Consider the following 16,833-nt stretch of genomic DNA (forward strand, 5'->3'; position numbering starts at 1 on the left):
CAGGTCGGGGGAAACGGGAATGCCGGCCATCGTGAATCCGGTCCGGCGCGCGCTGCCGGTGTTCGTACTCGTTCTCGTCGGCGGACTGCTCGGCGCCTGCAGCGGCGGCGATTTCGGCCGCACCCGCGCCGACATGCGCAATGACGACATGCACAAATGGATCGGGGCGGAAGCCACCGCCAGCGTCGGCGTCAGGCCGTCGCAGTTCCAACTGACAGACAATGAGCGCCAGCTGCGCGATCTCGCTTATCCGCTGATCGAGCCACCGCATTCGCGCCCTGCCTGGAAGAGCGTGTTCGGCGACTATCAGCCGTCGGCCTCGCCGTGGCGCCAGAAGGTCGTGTTCGACCGCACAGCCTATGGGCGGGCCTTGATCGACGAGCCGCACCGCTCGCACGCCTCGCGCTACACCCAGCTGATCGACGACGTGCGCGACGACATCACCCGCTTCGAGCCGTTCTTCGCGTCGGCCATCCGCGTCATCGATCTCGATCGCAAGCGCGATGCCAGCATGAAATACATGACCGAGCTCTCGCCGCGCGAGCAAGCCGATGCCGTCGCGCGCATGCAGGAGAACTCGCTGATCGTGCAATGGGTGCAGATCAGCCTGGAGCAGCGCGTCTCGTCCTACCGCTGGGCCTTGGAGCGCCTGGTGCTGCAGGCGCCCGACGGCATGGCCGCCGAGGCCGATCGCCTGATCCACGAACTGGCGGCTCAGACCGCCAATCCGCCGGTCGCCGCGCGGCCCCTGATCGAACGGCCGCTGACGACGCGGGGCTAGCCCGGCGCGATCTTGCTCCGGCGCCGGCCTGGCTTGGCCGGTGCTCCCTTTTGCCGCCCTGCTGTCGCACGGAGCTTCTGCGGCGCTGCCGCGCGCAGCGTCGCGATCAAGATCTTCAGCGCCTCGGATGGAGCGCGCGCGGCGGAGTAGGCGAGGCCGACCTGGCGCTTCAACGTCATCTCGATCTCGCGGACCGCAACGTCGCTTCGGCCGTGCACGACGCCTTCGGGAACGATCGCGACGCCGACGCCGGCAGCGACCAGCGCCAGGGCCCAATCCTCGGTTTCGGCGATGGCGGCGATCTCGCGCGGCCCGCCGCTGCGTCGCGCCAGCGCGCTGTGCTCGCAATGGCAGCGGTCGATCATGGCGACGTCGGCGAGGTCGGCCGCGCGCAGGCGCGGCTTCAGCGTGAGCGGATGCGCAAGCGGCAAAGCCGCGACATAGCGCTCGCTCCACAGCGGCAGGAAATGCTCGCCGTCGTCGACCAGGCTTTTTGAGACGATGCGTCCGTCGGCCCGCTCGGTCGGACCGACGATGTGAAGCCTGAGATCCTCGCGCGCCGTGAGCGGCTTGAGCAGCGCGGTCACGCGCCGGCCGTCGAGGGTGCGCATGAGCCCGAGCTTGAGCGCCTGCTTCGGCGCGCCGTGCCGGAACAGGTTGCGGGCGGCATCGGCTTCGCCGACGATCCGGCGCGCGATCGGCTGCAGGCGCTCGGCCGCCTCCAGCGGCACGACACCCTTGCGGTGGCGGAGGAACAGCTCGGTGCCGAGCTCGGCCTCGAGGTTGGCGATCGCCAGCGAAATCGATGGCTGCGAGACGAAGCAGCGCGCCGCTGCCCTGGTCAGGCTGCGTTCCTCGAACACGGCGGAGAAATAGCGGAGCTCGCGGATATCCATAGGAGCAGCCTATGATGCGTATCACTGATCAATATTTTACTTATCTCTGCCCGGCCCGCAAGGATGCGCCCGATATCGGCAATGAAGGAGAAGATCGATGCGCGTCCACCACCTCAACACCGGCACGATGTGTCCACGCGGCGGTCGGCTGGTGAGCGGCAGCGGCGGCCTGTTCGCGCGCGCCCGCCTCGTCTGCCACTGCCTGCTGATCGAAAGCGATGACGGCCTGGTCCTCGTCGACACCGGCATCGGCACCGGTGACATCGCCGCGCCCGCACGATTGGGGGCACGCTGGGTGAGGCAGGCTGCGCCGCTTCTCGATGCGTCGGAGACGGCGCTGCAGCAGGTAAAGGCATTGGGCTTCTCGCCCGACGACGTCAGGCACATCCTGCTCACGCATCTCGACCGGGACCACGCCGGCGGCATCGGCGATTTCCCGAAGGCCAAGGTGCACGTTCATCGCGGGGAGCATGCGATGGCCGTCGAGGGGTCGCCGGCGCCGCCGCGCGGTCGCTATGTCGCCGGCCAATGGCGGCATCGTCCCGACTGGCAGTTCTACGGCGACGACGGCGAGGACTGGTTCGGCTTTCGCGGTGTCCGCGCTGCCGTGGATCGCAGCGGCGACATCCTGATCGTTCCTCTGCCGGGCCATACGCGCGGCCATTGCGGCGTCGCCGTGCGACGCGGCGACAAATGGCTGCTGCACGCCGGCGATGCCTATTTCTTCCACGGCCAGCTCGACGCGCGGCCACGCATGCCGCTGCTACTCGGGCTGTTCCAGCGCAAGGGCGATCAGGATCGCACGATGCGTGTCGCCAACCAGGAGCGGCTGCGGCGCTTGAAATGCGACCATGGCGACCGGGTCACGATCGTGAACAGCCACGATCCCGTCGCCTACGAGGCGTGCCGCTGCGGTGATCGGGCCGCAGCGCTCATTCCGGCCTGAGCAGGCGGAACGCCTCCTCGAGCAGATGCGGCGTGTGCTTGCCGGTCGAATCGCGGCAGGCGCGTTCGAAATAATCCGCCAGCGCCGGCCGGAATTTTGGATGCGCCGCCTGATCGATGATGGTGCGGGCGCGCTGTTTGGGCGACAGGCCGCGCAGATCGGCGAGGCCGCGCTCGGTCACCAGAACCTGCACGTCGTGCTCGGTGTGGTCGACATGGGTGACCATCGGCACGATGCAGGAGATCGTCCCATTCTTCGCCGTCGAGGGCGTCATGAAGATCGACAGATAGGCGTTGCGGGCGAAGTCCCCGGAGCCGCCGATGCCGTTCATGATGCTGCTGCCGCGCACGTGGGTCGAGTTGACGTTGCCGTAGATGTCGGCCTCGATCATGCCGTTCATGGCGATGACGCCGAGCCGGCGGATCACCTCGGGGTGGTTGGAGATCTCCTGCGGCCGCAGCACGATACGGTCGCGCAGGAACTCGATCTCGCGGTTGAATTCGATCGCAGCTTCCGAGCTCAGCGACAATGCCGTCGCGGAGGCGAGATCCATCCGCCCCGAGCGGATCAGGTTCAGCATGCCGTCCTGCAGCACCTCGGTGTAGGCGGTGAGATGCGGGAACGGCCCGTCGTCGAGCCCGGCCATCACGGCGTTCGCGACGTTGCCGACGCCCGATTGCAGCGGCAGCAGGTTGCGGGGCAGGCGGCCCTGCTTCACCTCGTGCGCGAAGAACTCCAGGATGTGCCCGGCGATCGCGCCGGAGACGTCGTCGGGGGCGGCGAAGCTCGTGTTGCGGTCGGGCGCGTGGGTCTCGACGACCGCGATGACCTTGTCCGGATTGCAGCGATAGGTGGTCTCGCCGATGCGGTCGCCGGGCGCCAGGATCGGGATCGGCTTGCGATGCGGTGGCAGGCGGGTGCCGTAATAGACGTCGTGCATGCCGAGCAGCGCCGGGTTCATCCACGAATTGACTTCGATGATGACGCGGTCAGCCAGATCGAGCCAGGTCTTGTTGTTGCCGATCGAGGTCGAGGGGATCAGCCGCCCGTCTGGCAGGATGCCGGCGCATTCGATCACGGCGACGTCGAGATGGCCGAGAAAACCGAACCACACGAACTGTGCGACATGGCTGAGATGCAGATCGATATAGTCGATGCTGCCGGCGTTGATGCGCTGTCGTGTCGCTGGATCGGACTGATAGGGCAGGCGCAGGTCGATGCCATCAGCCCGGGCGAGCGCGCCGTCGAGCTCGGGCGCGGTGCTCGCCCCGGTCCACACGCCGACGCGGAACGGCTCGCCGCGCGCATGCGCGGCTTCGATCCGGCGCGCCAGCGCGAGCGGCACCGCCTTCGGGTAGCCCGACCCGGTGAAGCCGCTCATGCCGACATGGTTGCCGGGCTCGACCAGCGCGGCCGCCTCGTCGGCCGACATGATCTTGGCGCGCAGCGCCTGTGACATCACCTGCGATGAACTCATCGTGCAAACTCCATGCGCGATCGTTCAGACCGCCAAGTCCGCGCTGTTTAAGGTGTGCCCTCGACGGGTGATTTGACAGGGGTCAAGCCGCAACGGCCCGTGCGTGCATCACAGCCCTGCAAGGCGCGCGCGCCGCAGCTCCCGGACTTTCGCCGCCCGCGAGCGCTCCGTCAGCATGTTGGCCTTGCTGTAGCGCGGATCGCCGGTGACCTCGTCGCCGACCCAGTCGGGAAGGGTCACGACGGTCGTTTCGGTCGGCAGCTCGATCTCGGCGATGACGACGCATTCGAGCGCGTCGTGGTAGACGTCGACTTCCCAGACGCCGCTTTCGGCCGGCACATAGTGACGCGTCTTCTCGAGGATGCGTCCGTCGCAATGCGCGAACAGCATCGCGGCGTGGTCCGCGGGAATATCGTACTCGAATTCATCTCGGGTCAGGCCGCGGCGGCCGCTCTTCACGCACAGCGTCGTCCGGTTGCCATAGCAGCGAACGCGGACCTTGAGGCCGTCCTGGCGTGCGACGAGGCCGTCGCGAAGGCGTTCACTGTGCGTCGCCTGATCCCGCCAAGCATCGGACTTGACGAGAAACTTCCGTTCGATTTCGAGAGGCATGACCTGATGTTGAGCGAAGCGCCGCCGTCCTGATCCATCATAGCAGCGGCGCGCGACAACGACTATGCCACCAAGGATGAAGAGAGTGTTGTCGAATTCACCCAGGACGTCGTATTGGCTTATCGCTTGCCGCGCGGCTTCTCGGCCTTGGCCGGTGCCTCGGTCTGTACGCCGCAGCTTGCCGCTGCAAGGGAGGCCTGCGCCTGCGGCATGAGACCGGGCTCGGCGGCCAGGGCCTTCAGCACGATCAACCCGGTCGTCGTCGGCGAATCGATGATCAGCCGGTCGGCGGCCGTGATCTCCTCGTCCTCGGGCAGGTCTTCGTGCTGCGCCTCGGTCATCAGGTTGAGCTCGATCACGCGCTTGCCGGCGGAGCGGTCGTTGATGGCGTAGTAGGCGATCTCGTTGCGCGTGTAGAACGACACCGATGTATAGGCCTGGCTCACCGGAACCGTGAGCTTGAGCGGTCCGTCGGACAGATCGTAGCGGCAGATCGCCATGGCGAACGCCGGATCCATGAACGGCATCGGTGAATTGCCGGGATCGGCCAATGGCAACTGCGTCACGGCGTTCAGCTTGGTCATCGGCGTCAGCCGGGAGTAGGCGTCCTGGGTCGAGATCCGCGGCAGCGCCAGCACGCTGACGAGATGGACCACGCCGCCGAGCAGCACGCCGACCACGACCGTGAACAGCAGCCGGATCATGATGGGCAACCTACTGTCGTGATCGACGGCATCGGCGCGTCGCGCTGCGTGCGGGTCGCGACGCCGACCGGCGTGTCGTAGAGCCGCAGCATCAGCGCGTAGCGCTCGATGCCGCCGGTCGGCAGCCAGTTGCCGGAGCGCGAGCGCGCGGCGACACGAATCTCGAAGGAGCCATCGGCACCTCGTACCAGCTCCTGGCTGGTGAAGCCGTAGCGCTGCAGCGTGTTGGCGACGAGGTGGCCCTTGCGGTCGTAGAGCGTGAGCGTCCAGAAGCGGGCGGGTGGCGTGACGCCGCTGACCAGGATGTCGCAGCGCCCGTCGAGCGGCCTCCTCTTGTCGTCCGTGGTGGCGGTGAAGGCCACGCCGTCGCCGGTGCCGATCGGCAATTCGCCATTGCGGGTGATGGTCGCGCGCGCATAGGGGTCGACATCGGCCGTGCCGGTTTTCGGACGCGCCGTCCAGGCGCCGATCGTCAGCGTACCGAACTCGGTGCCGCGGGTCGTCGTCATCCACGTCGCGCCGATGCCGACGCCGGTGGCGATCAGGAGCGTAACCAAGGTGATGAAGAGCAGCCGCACGGGGATCGCTGACGTCAGTTCTTGCGCAGGGCAGGGGTGGTGACGCCGTCGGCCGTTGCCGCGGCGTAGTTCTCAGGGAAGGCCAGCGCGCTCGATGAGACCGGCTTGCCGGGCTTGCGCGGATCGGCAGGCGCGGCCTTCTCGGCGAGGCGCGCCGCATCGTCCAGCATCTTCTCGACCTGAACCAGCACCTCGGCGCCGCGGCGGGTCAGGATCGGCGGCGGACCGGGCTTGATCTCCAGCGTCTTCGGCTGGCCGGCCTGTGCCATCGCGGCGGACGCCGACTGCGGCAGCTTTTCGCCCATGCCGACGCCGGGCAGCTCCTTGACCTCGACGCCCTGATGCGCGGCGACCATGATGTCGTGCCACGTCTGCGCCGGCAGCGAGCCGCCGGTCATACGGTTGGTCGGCGAATAGTCGTCATTGCCGTACCAGACCGCGCAGGTGAAGTTGCCGGTGTAGCCGACGAACCAGGCGTCCCGATAGGCGTTGGTGGTGCCGGTCTTGCCGGCGGTCGGAATGCCGTCGAGTGCGGCGCGGCGTGCGGTGCCTTCGCTGACCACGTGGCTCATCATGCCCGCCATGTCGGCAGCAACCGAGGCCGGGATTGCCTGCTTCGGCTTCGGCCCGTCACGGTCCCAGCGCCAGACCAGGTCGCCGGCGCCGGTGCGGACCTCCAGCACGGAATGCGGCGTCACCGCCTTGCCCTTGTTCGGGAAGGTCGCATAGGCGACCGCATGCTCCAGCACCGTGACCTCGTCGGAGCCGATCGGCATCGACGGCGTGTCGGGCAGCGGCGCCTTGAGCCCGAAGCGCCGCGCGACCTCGATGATCTTGGCGCGGCCGGCCTTCGGACCCTCCTTGCCGCCGAGCGCGATCGACAGCTTGACCGGGACGACGTTGATCGAGCGGGTGATCGCCTGCGTCAGCGTCACCGAGCCGGAATAGGAATGGCCATAATTCTGCGGGCACCAGTTGCCGATGCAGACCGGGCCGTCGACCACGATCGAGGTCGGCCTGAAGCCGTTCAGCAGCGCGGTGGTGTAGACGTAAGGCTTGAACGACGATCCCGGCTGCCGGTAGGCGTCGACTGCGCGGTTGAACTGGCTGGCACCATAGTCGCGGCCGCCGACCATGGCGCGGATGCCGCCGTCGAGGTCGGAGACGACGGTTGCCGCCTGGGTCGCGTGATAGTCGCGGCCGAACTGGCGCAACTGGTTCTCGATCGCCTCGTCGGCCGCATGCTGCACGGTCATGTCGATCGAGGTCCGCACCACGAAGACGCGCTCGGTGTAGGATTTTGGGAACGTGTCGACCAGCTTGCGCATCTCGTCGAAGGCGTAGTCGAGGAAGTAGTTCGGCGAGCTTTCGTCGCGGCGGTCGACCGCGAAGGCCGGGTTGCGGCGGGCGCCGAACACCTGGCCTTCGGTCATGAACCCGGCATCGACCAGATTGTCGAGCACGACGTTGGCGCGGGCGCGGGCGGCCGGCAGGTTGATGTGGGGGGCGAACTTGGTCGGCGCCTTGAACAACCCGGCCAGCATCGCGGCTTCGGCGAGGTTGATGTCGCGCACCGACTTGTTGAAATAGAAGTGTGCCGCGCCGTCGACGCCGAAGGTGCCGCCGCCCATATAGGCGCGGTCGAGATAGAGCTTGAGGATCTCGTTCTTGGTCAGCCGGGTTTCCAGCCAGATCGCCAGGAACGCCTCGTTGACCTTGCGCTCGATGGTGCGCTCGTTGGACAGGAACAGGTTCTTGGCGAGCTGCTGGCTGATCGAGGAGCCGCCCTGGCGGACGCCGCCGGCCTGGGCGTTGGTGACGAGGGCGCGCGCCGTGCCGGCAATGTCGATGCCGAAATGGTCGTAGAAGCGGCGGTCCTCGGTGGCGAGCGTCGCCTTGATCAGATTGTCCGGGAAGTCCTCCAGCGGAATCGAATCGTTGTGCTTGATGCCGCGGCTGCCGATCGGGTTGCCGTAGCGGTCGAGGAAGGTGACGGCGAGGTCGGACTTCTTCAGCCAGTCCTCATCGGCAGTTTCCCGGAAGGCGGGGATCGCGAGCGCCAGCATCAGCACCAAACCGCCGAGCCCGATCGTGGCCGCCTCCGAGAACGGCTCGACGAACACCCAGCGCTTCCAGCCGCCGACATAGAAGCGGTCCATGAACGCCGAATAGCGCTCATACAGCTCGCGGGTGCCGCGCAGGGAGGAGAACAGCGCCGAATCGAAGCGGGCGTCGAGATCCAGGCGGAAATTGTTGATCCGCTTCTTCCAATCGTCTGGAATGATCTGCCGCACGGGAACCCTGGTCGTTTCGAAAGCGTGTCAGCTGGCTTCGAAAGCACTCAGCAAGTGGGGCTGGGGGCCATCGAAGGGTCTTGCGCGATTGTTGCGGCAAACCCATGGCACTGCACAGCCAGCCGCCCGAACCCGAGCACCTGACCCCAAGCCGCGTTGCCGGCGCCGCCGCCGGAGTGACTCAATCATCTATCTAGCCGAGCGGGGGTCACAAACCAATGGTTCCGCTCACAATTTGATACACAAAGCTAACGTGGCGCCGTAATCGGCAAAGCCCCTTGCGCGGCTTGGGGCCGGGCACCTAGATGGCGACCACCTCACGCCCTCTTTGAGAATCGCCCGATGACCGCACCGCTCAAACGTCCCTCGGGCCAGGAGGGAATGTTCTGGAAAACCAAGATCTTGGAAGAGATGTCCGAGGTCGAATGGGAGAGCCTCTGCGATGGCTGCGGGCGCTGCTGCCTGGAGAAGCTGGAAGACGAGGATACCGGCGACATCTACTTCACCCACATTTCCTGCAAGCTCTTGGATGCCGGGCTATGTGCCTGCAAGGACTACCCGAATCGTTCCGAACAGGTGTCGGATTGCGTTCGCCTGACACCTGAGAACGTCCGCACGCTGACCTGGCTGCCACCGAGCTGCGGCTACCGCCTCGTGGCTGAGGGGCGCGATCTCTACTGGTGGCATCCCCTGATCTCGGGCGATCCTCAGACGGTCCATGAAGCCGGCGTCTCGGTGCGCGGCCGGGTCGAGGGCACCGAGGACGACGTTCCGGACGACCAGCTCGAGAACCACATCGTGCAGTGGCCGGTGCTGCTGCCGAAGCGGGCCAAGTTGAAGCGGCGGCCGAAATAGCGCGATCACCTCGCACCCGCAGCAAGTCACGATGATGCGACCGTTCCCGTGCTGTCGGAATGCACCCATGCACCCGACCCGCTGCCGCACGGGCAAATTATGCCTTAAGTAGTTCGCCAGTCAGCGAATCCGCGCGGCGTCGTCGCGCCCGGGCACGGCATTCATCCCATGAACAAGTTTGATCGGCAGACGCATTACCCTGCCGCGTCCCAATCCCTGCCCGAAGAGATCGCCGCCGAGCTGCCGGCCATTCCGCCGCAGGTTCAGGCGATCGAGGATGCGCCGTCGCTTGCGCCGCCGGTGCCGCTGACCCAGGCCGAGGTGCGCACCATCCTGATGAGCCTGCTGCTGACGATGTTCCTGGCCGCGCTCGACCAGACCATCGTGGCGACCGCGCTGCCGACCATCGGTCGCGAGTTTCAGGACGTCACCAATCTCTCCTGGGTGATCACCGCCTACCTGCTGGCGTCGACCGCGGTGGCGCCGGTGTTCGGCACGCTCTGCGACATCTATGGCCGCCGCTCGATGATCATCACCGCGCTCAGCCTGTTCGTGGTCGGCTCGGTCGTCTGCGCGCTGGCGCCGAACATGCCGGTGCTGATCCTCGCCCGCGGCCTGCAAGGGCTGGGTGGCGGCGGCATCATGCCGGTGGTCCAGACCGTGATCTCCGACGTCGTCAGCCCGCGCGAGCGCGGCCAGTACCAGGCCTATTTCAGCGGGGTCTGGCTGCTCGCCGGCCTGCTCGGGCCGGTGATCGGCGGATTCTTCGCCGACCATCTGCACTGGTCGATGATCTTCTGGATCAATGTCCCGCTCGCGATCGCGGCGCTCGCATTGCTGCTGCCCAAGATGGGCCGGCTGCCGGTCTACCACCGGCTGCGCAAGGTCGACTGGGCCGGCGGCCTGCTGCTGATGGCCTCGGCCGTCGTGTTCATGCTCGTGCTGACCTGGGGTGGCCACAAGCTGGCCTGGCTGTCGCCGACGCTGCTGGCGATGATCGGCAGTGCGGTGGCGCTGGGCTTGGCCTTCGTCTGGCACGCCAAGCGGGCCGATGAGCCGTTCCTGCCGCTGTCGCTGATGGGCGGCACGGTTGTGCCCTACGGCATGCTGGCGAGCGGCTGCGCACTCGGTGCCCTGATCGGGCTCACGGTCCATCTGCCGCTCTATTACGAGCTGGTCTATCATTTGACCCCGAGCCAGGCCGGCCTCGGCCTGATTCCGATCGCGGCGATCTCGACCCTCGGCGCCGCGGTTGCCGGCCGCACCATGGCCCGGGTCAAGCACTACAAGCGCGTCGCCATCGTGGGCACGATCATCGGCACCATTGCCGCCGCGGTCATGACGGTGACGACGCCGTCGCTGTGGGGGCTGATGGTGCTGCTGTCGATCTACGGGATCGGGCTCGGCACCGCGTTCCCGATCTCGGTGGTGTCGCTGCAGAACGCGGTGGATCGCTCCCAGATCGGCACCATCACCGGCGCGATGAACTTCTTCCGCTCGATGATGTCCTCGTTCACGGTCGCGGCCTTCAGCGCCATCCTGCTGATGGCGCTGGGCGCCGACATTTCGCTGGCCGAGGGCGCCCATGGCGCGGTCAGCGGCATCGCGGAAGCCGACATGATCCATGCCTTCCGCTTCGTCTATGCCGCGGCCACCGCGATGCTGGCCTGCGCCTCGGTCTGCATGATGCTGATGGAGGAACGGCCGCTGGCCGGCCCGTCACGCAGCGAGGCGGTCGAGCTCGCCGAGTAGGAAAGCAGGGTGGGCACGGCGCCATCACCACCGCGCGTGACGAGAGGGCAAGTCGGCGCCTTTGCACACCCGACGATTCGTTGAGGTCATGATGCGATTCCATGGAATCGCATCATGATCTCATCTCTTTGTTTGAGCATGATCTTTTCGGAAAACCGGTTTCCACTTTTCCGGATCATGCTTTAGTTGGCGCCGCTACTCGCGTGGTTGCACGATCTCGACGTTGTCCTGCCCGCGGGAGCCGTCGTCGGCGGATGACTTGACCAGACCAGCCTCGACGCGGCGGGCGAATTCCGTGGTCCCGCCGCTTGCGAGCTCCTTGGCCTGCGCGACCCATTGCTCGCGCTCGATCCGTCCTGCGAACGCCAGATACGAGCCGACCCATTTGGCGTGCTCGGCGGTCCAGGCCGCGATCTGCGCGAAATGCCAGATGCCGAGGCCGTGCAGCCGCGCCTCGTTCTGCTTGCCGATGCCCTTGATCAGCTTGAGATCGTCGGCCTGGCCGCCGCGCGGCGCGACGAGCCCGAGCGGGCGGGCGCCGCCATGGACGTCCTCGTTCTCGACGGGCGGCATCAGCGCCGGCAGGTGGGCCAGGAGGTAGCTCGCCTCGTCCTCGCTCAGCGGCGCGTCGGCGTGTTCGTCGATGGTGATCGCGCCGGACTTCACCGCGCTGGAATGCGCGGTGTCGAGGCCGGCCGCGAGCAGCTTGGCCTGCGCGATCCAGTGCTCGCGCTCGATCCGGCCGGGAAAGACCATGTGATGGCCGACCCAGCTCGCATGGTCAGGCGACCACGCCGCGATCTGGCTGAAATGATGCACGCCGATGTCATTGAGGACGCGCTCGTTCTTGGGTCCGATGCCCTTGATCAGCTTGAGATCGTCAGCGGCGCCCTCGGGGGCGGACAGGGCCGGCGGTCTGTCGTCGGCCGAGGCCGGGCTCTCCGGGGCCGATGATGCGGCGACCTCGGCGGCAAGCCGTTCCGCGTCGGCGTCGGCGGCAAGGCGATCGGTTTCCGCGCGTGCGGCCGCTTCGGCGGCCAGGCGATCGGCCTCGGCCTTGGCGGTCGCTTCGGCCGCGAGACGCTGGGCTTCCGCCTCGGCTTTCGCAACGGCCTCTGCCGCAAGACGGTCTGCTTCGGCTTTCGCCGCTGCTTCGGCGGCCAAGCGTTCGGCTTCGGCCTTTTCAGCCGCTTCTGCCGCAACGCGATCGGCCTCTGCTTTCGCGGCTGCTTCCGCAGCAAGGCGATCGGCCTCTGCTTTCGCGGCGGCCTCCGCAGCAAGGCGCTCGGCCTCGGCCTTTGCCGCCGCCTCGGCAGCGAGACGTTCGGCTTCGGCCTTCGCTGCGGCTTCAGCCGCCAGGCGATCAGCCTCGGCCCTTGCCGCGGCTTCCGCGGCGAGCCGCTCAGCCTCGGCCTTTGCGGCCGTTTCGGCGGCTAGACGCTCGGCCTCCGCCCTTGCAGCGGCTTCGGCCGCAACACGTTCGGCTTCAGCGTTTGCGGCAGCTTCAGTGGCAAGGCGATCGGCCTCGACGCTGGCTGCGGCCTGCGAAGCCGGGGACGGGCTGTCCGCCCAAGGACGAGCCGCCGCGGTTGCGCCGGCGAACGCGACGCTGTTTCCAGGACCGCCCGGCGACATCGCACTGGTGTCACCCAGCCCGACATATTCCTTGAGCTGTCCGCCGATCAGGCAGCCGAGAACATAGGCGCCGACCATCAGCAGGCCGACCTCGAGCCACAGGCCGGCACGTCCGGGCAGCACTGTCAGCAGCGCCATCAGGATCCCGATGACGAGGGCGAGCGTCGCCGGCAGCAGCCAGCTTCTCAGCCAGTCCGGCCGCGGCTCGTCCGACCAGGTGCGCCAGCCGACAAAGCCGCCGATGCCGACGGCGAGGATGATCCAGAACGGAAATGTCGCAAGGTCGTACATCATGATGTCAGCGCCTCACTTGACGACGAATTCGATGCGGCGGTTCTGCGCGCGGCCTTCGGCCGTGTCGTTGGAGACGACCGGCTTGGTCTGGCCGTAGCCCTCCGAGGTCATGCGCGTGGTGTCGATGCCGGCGTCGCCGATGTAGCCGACCACCGCCGCCGCCCGGCGCTTGGAGAGGTCCATGTTGTCAGCTTCGTCGCCGACATTGTCGGTGTGGCCTTCGATCGCGATCTCGGCATCCTTGCAGCGCTGCGCAACCTCGGCCAGGTGATCGAGCAGCGCCAGCGAGGCGCGGCTCAGCTCGGCGCTGCCGGTGCTGAAGCGGATGCGGCCCTTGGCGAGCAGCCCGTTGAACGCCGGCTGGCACTCCGCGACCGCGAGTGGCGGGCTTTCCGGCTTGACGCCGATCTTGACGTCGTCGAGCTTGAAGCCGCTGCCGACCGCCTCGGCGAGCTCCTTGCGGACCTGCTCGGCCGACTTGTCGTAGATGGCAAGCCCGTCGACCGTGATCGCCGCGTCCTTCGCCGTCAGCGCGCCGGACCACAGCCGCGCCAGCGCCGGGAACGTCGCCTTCAGCGACTGCACGTAATCCTTTGGCGCACCGTCGCCGATCTTCAGACCGTCCTCGACCGTCTCGGTGATGAAGGTCGTTGTGGCGGCCTCGACGAGATCGCGGCGGGCGGCGTCATCAGGCACGTAGCCGCTCAGCATGACACGGCCGTCCTGCTTCTGCAGTCCGAACGCGTAAGGCGAGACCGGGCCGTCGCGGACGTCGATGGACGCGAGCGCGAACGGCGCGGGCAGGGCGCCGGCCAGTTGCTCGCGCACGGCTGCGCCGGTGACGTTGGCGAGTCCGACGCCCCTGAGCGACACCTGGGTGTCGTTGATCTCGGCGCGCCCCTGCGACAGCCTGGCGAGCTGCTGCAGCAGGCTCGCGCTCGCTTTGGCAAGGTCGCCATCCGGGGCGCCGCGGGCGATGCCGATCTGGCTCTTGATCGGCTTGCCGTCGAACTGTCCACTGGCGGAGCCCAGCATCGCATCGCGGGCCGCTCCGCTCGGCGCGAGACCTGTGAGGCTCAAGCTGGTGCCGTCGAACTCCGCCGACCAGCGATAGGGCTTGATTTCCGGCGGCAGAATCTCGGCTTTCGCCAAGCTCAGCCCGGTCGGCAGCTTGCCGATCCCGGCCATCGTTTCATCGTAGGCGGCGGTGGAGGGGGCCTCGCCCGAAATCGCGTAGGTGGCGTCGGAGATGACGACGCGGCCCGTGCTCAGCCTGGTAAGCTCCGCCAGCGCATAGGACGTGTAGGCGCCAAAATCGCCAGCAGGCGCGCCACGCGCGATCTGCATGTGATGCATCACCGACGCGCCGGGCCAGGCCTTGATCGCGGCGGCCTCGAGCGCGCGCCTGATATCGTCATTCGGAACGACGCCGGACATCACCAGCGTGTTGTCCTCGCGAACCGCGCTCCAGATGAACGGCTTTGCCTCCGGCGGCAGGATCGCCACCTTGTCGAGCACGGCGCCGCCCGGCAGCTGCCGCGTCGCCGCGACGGCAGCCTCATAGACGTCCGATGAGGCGGCGGCACCTGCGATCGAATAAGCCTTGTCCGCGAGCGCGAACGTGCCGCCATTGAGCTTGGCGGCCTGGACCGATCCATGGCTCGCGATGGCCGCGAAGTCGGCCGGAGCTCCCAGCGCATAGGAGAGGCGATCGACCACTTCACCACCGGACGAACGGACGGCATTGAGCACGGCATTCCGAACGGCGGGCGTCGGCACCGCGCCTTCGAGCACGAGCTGGCCGCCGTTTCGCGTGGCGCGGAAGGCATAGGGCTTCGGTGTCGGCAGCTTGTCGTAGGTGCCCTCGACGAGCCGGACGCCGCTGACCGATGCGGCGTCCTCCAGTTTCGTCGACTGATCGGGACTGAACTCCGGCCCTGCGATGCGAACGTCGCGGCCCGCGACCGTGACCTTGAGGGCCGCGGCTGTGTCGGGGACGGCGGCCGCGACGGCGGCGCGTGCCCGCGGCGCAATGTCGTCCTCGACATCAGCCGTCTTGAAGCTCACGGCCGCGAGCCAGAGCACGGCAACAGCGATCAGTCCCGCCCACCATTTCGATGGTTGATGCATGTGAGAGCCCCTCGTTTCCCCACCTGCGCCCGGTTCACCCGGATCGTTCCGTTGTCATGAACCACGTGTCGAGCCTATCAGAACAGCTCTCGGAGACCAGCCGTCGGCACGTTGTGTGTTTCAATATGCACAAGCTGCGAGAGCGTCGCCGTCTGCGAGCTTCGCACCGCACCTGATGGTCCTCAAGGTGCGATCAAAGTGTGACCGTTCGACGACGAACATCGCAGGCGCGGCCTTCGCGGCTACGCCGCTCGCATCACTCTTCCAGCGCCCGGCGCAGGCGGCGGATGATGACGCCGCGGGCACGATCGTCGGCGGCTTGCTCGATCCGCTCGTGGATGTCGAGCAGCAGGCCCGACATGTCGTTGTGCCAGTCCAGCCGGGTGACCGCCTCCGGCGCCAGCCGCCGCCGGCGCGCGACGTCGAGCGGCGTCGGCACCGCGCTCGTCAGCTCGTAGACGTCGTCGAGCAGGGGGGAGAACACTTTCGCGGTCGGCACGATGCGCTCGGCGACGCGCGCTGCCAGCGCCGCGATCGCGGCATCCTCGCCGTGGGACAGAAAAAGGCCGCGCGCGATCGGGCGGCGGGCCGCGATCCAGCGGGCGATCTCGGCGCCGTCGGCGTGGCCGGAATAGTCGTCGATCATGCGGATGCGTGCCGCGACCTTGATCTCCTCGCCCTGGATGCGCACCGCCTTGACGCCGTCCTGCAGGAAGCGCCCCAGCGTGCCGTTCGCCTGATAGCCGACCAGCAGCACGGTGGCGCGGTTGTTCCACAGCCAGCGCTTGAGATGATGGCGGATGCGACCGGCATCGCACATGCCGCTGGCGGCGATGACGATGTGAAATCCGGTCAGCTTGGCGATCGCCTTGCTTTCATCGACCGTCTCGGTGAAGCGCAGATGCGGCGACGACAACAGGCGGCCGACATCGCTGCCGCCGTCGAGGCTCTCGGTGTGCGCGCGAAACACCTCGGTGGCGTGGATCGCCAGCGGCGAGTCCAGGAACACCGGCGCGGCCGGAATCTCGCCGCGCTCCATCAGGCCGACCAGATCGACGATCAGCTCCTGCGTCCGCTCGACCGCGAAGGCCGGGATCAATAGCGCGCCCTTGGCCGCCGCCGCGTCGCGCACCTCGCCGGCCAGACGGCCGCGGCGCAGCTCCGGCGTGGTCGGCTCGCGAATCCGGTCGCCATAGGTCGCCTCCGAGATCACGTAGTCGAATCCCTCCGGCGCTTTCGGATCGGGCTGCAAGAGCTTGGCGTCGGGCCCGACATCGCCGGAGGCAAGCAGCCGCAGCGGTCCGCCATCGGCGCCTTGTCCTGCGAATTCGATCTCGATCGAGGCGGAGCCCAGCAGATGGCCGGCATTCCAGTAGCGGGCGCGAACGCCTGGAATGATCTCGGTCCAGGTCTCGTAGGGGACGGCTTGGAAGTATTGCAGCGCCGTGATGGCGTCGGCCTGGGTGTAAATCGGGCTGACCTCGCCGCGGCCGCGCGCGATGTTGCGGCGGTTCAGCGCCAGCACCTCCTGCTCCTGGATGTTGCCGGCATCGGGCAGCATCCATGAGCAGAGATCGATGGTGCCGCGCGTGGCGAAGATCTTGCCGTCGAAGCCCATGCGCACCAGCTTCGGCAGCAGGCCGCTATGGTCGATATGCGCATGCGTCAGCAGCACGGCGTCGATGTCGGCGGGACGGAATGGGAAGTCGCCGTAGTTGAGCTCCTTCAGCGTCTTCTGGCCCTGGAACAGGCCGCAATCGATCAGGAACTGGCTCTTGCCGCTCCGCACCAGATAGCAGGACCCGGTTACGGTATGCGCGGCACCGCAGAAGCGAACGGTCACACTCATGCGGTGGTCTCCCGAGGACGATGGATCGAT

Annotated in this window: 13 protein-coding genes; 4 read left to right on the forward strand and 9 right to left on the reverse strand. The window is 67.4% G+C overall.

From position 1 onward, the window contains the following. The first annotated feature begins 19 nt into the window (after positions 1 to 19). Positions 20 to 781, forward strand: a complete 762-nt coding sequence (locus tag ACQR0U_RS27970; RefSeq protein ID WP_315716122.1) for a hypothetical protein — start codon at positions 20 to 22, stop codon at positions 779 to 781. Here ACQR0U_RS27970 and ACQR0U_RS27975 read toward each other — a convergent pair. Next, entirely contained in the window at positions 778 to 1,677 is a 900-nt protein-coding gene (locus ACQR0U_RS27975) for a LysR family transcriptional regulator (RefSeq protein ID WP_315753070.1), read from the reverse strand. The genes ACQR0U_RS27970 and ACQR0U_RS27975 overlap by 4 nt on opposite strands. 97 nt (positions 1,678 to 1,774) lie before the next feature. Between ACQR0U_RS27975 and ACQR0U_RS27980 the strand changes: the two genes are divergently transcribed. Further along, positions 1,775 to 2,623 (forward strand): MBL fold metallo-hydrolase, encoded by an 849-nt coding sequence (locus ACQR0U_RS27980; protein ID WP_315716124.1) that lies wholly within the window; start codon positions 1,775 to 1,777, stop codon positions 2,621 to 2,623. On the opposite strand, the gene ACQR0U_RS27985 is transcribed toward ACQR0U_RS27980, so the two are convergent. The 5 genes from ACQR0U_RS27985 to ACQR0U_RS28005 form a co-directional block, all read right to left on the reverse strand. Further along, on the reverse strand, positions 2,610 to 4,100 hold the full coding sequence (locus ACQR0U_RS27985; RefSeq protein WP_315753069.1) for an acetyl-CoA hydrolase/transferase family protein: 1,491 nt from the start codon (positions 4,098 to 4,100) through the stop codon (positions 2,610 to 2,612). The two genes, ACQR0U_RS27980 and ACQR0U_RS27985, sit on opposite strands and share 14 nt — an antisense overlap. A gap of 108 nt (positions 4,101 to 4,208) precedes the next feature. After that, entirely contained in the window at positions 4,209 to 4,712 is a 504-nt protein-coding gene (locus ACQR0U_RS27990) for a CYTH domain-containing protein (RefSeq protein WP_434872339.1), read from the reverse strand. A 119-nt stretch (positions 4,713 to 4,831) separates the two neighbouring features. Then, the gene (locus tag ACQR0U_RS27995; RefSeq protein WP_315716127.1) at positions 4,832 to 5,416 is read right to left on the reverse strand and encodes a DUF1254 domain-containing protein; all 585 of its coding nucleotides are present in this window, start codon (positions 5,414 to 5,416) and stop codon (positions 4,832 to 4,834) included. Continuing rightward, positions 5,413 to 5,994, reverse strand: coding sequence for a DUF1214 domain-containing protein (locus ACQR0U_RS28000; RefSeq protein WP_434844031.1), 582 nt, complete (start codon positions 5,992 to 5,994; stop codon positions 5,413 to 5,415). The genes ACQR0U_RS27995 and ACQR0U_RS28000 overlap by 4 nt, the downstream gene beginning before the upstream one ends. Positions 5,995 to 6,008: 14 nt before the next feature. Next, the gene (locus tag ACQR0U_RS28005; RefSeq protein ID WP_434872340.1) at positions 6,009 to 8,288 is read right to left on the reverse strand and encodes a transglycosylase domain-containing protein; all 2,280 of its coding nucleotides are present in this window, start codon (positions 8,286 to 8,288) and stop codon (positions 6,009 to 6,011) included. A gap of 342 nt (positions 8,289 to 8,630) precedes the next feature. On the opposite strand from ACQR0U_RS28005, the gene ACQR0U_RS28010 reads away from it, so the two are divergent. Beyond that, positions 8,631 to 9,143 carry a YcgN family cysteine cluster protein gene (locus ACQR0U_RS28010; protein WP_315716130.1) on the forward strand — a complete coding sequence of 171 codons (513 nt, stop codon included), beginning with the start codon at positions 8,631 to 8,633 and terminating at the stop codon, positions 9,141 to 9,143. Positions 9,144 to 9,311: 168 nt separating this feature from the next. Next, positions 9,312 to 10,895 (forward strand): MDR family MFS transporter, encoded by a 1,584-nt coding sequence (locus ACQR0U_RS28015; RefSeq protein WP_315716131.1) that lies wholly within the window; start codon positions 9,312 to 9,314, stop codon positions 10,893 to 10,895. A gap of 195 nt (positions 10,896 to 11,090) precedes the next feature. On the opposite strand, the gene ACQR0U_RS28020 is transcribed toward ACQR0U_RS28015, so the two are convergent. From ACQR0U_RS28020 to ACQR0U_RS28030, 3 genes are all read right to left on the reverse strand, one after another. After that, entirely contained in the window at positions 11,091 to 12,824 is a 1,734-nt protein-coding gene (locus tag ACQR0U_RS28020) for a cell envelope biogenesis protein TolA (RefSeq protein WP_434844032.1), read from the reverse strand. A gap of 12 nt (positions 12,825 to 12,836) precedes the next feature. Beyond that, positions 12,837 to 14,954: an OmpA family protein gene (locus tag ACQR0U_RS28025; RefSeq protein ID WP_434872341.1), complete on the reverse strand. Its 2,118-nt coding sequence runs from the start codon at positions 14,952 to 14,954 to the stop codon at positions 12,837 to 12,839. Between the two features lie 256 nt (positions 14,955 to 15,210). Continuing rightward, a complete protein-coding gene (locus tag ACQR0U_RS28030) occupies positions 15,211 to 16,803 on the reverse strand; it encodes an MBL fold metallo-hydrolase (protein ID WP_434844034.1) in 1,593 nt (530 codons plus the stop codon). Between the last annotated feature and the right edge of the window lie 30 nt (positions 16,804 to 16,833).

The organism is Bradyrhizobium sp. HKCCYLRH3097 (assembly GCF_051167875.1).
Lineage (GTDB): Bacteria > Pseudomonadota > Alphaproteobacteria > Rhizobiales > Xanthobacteraceae > Bradyrhizobium.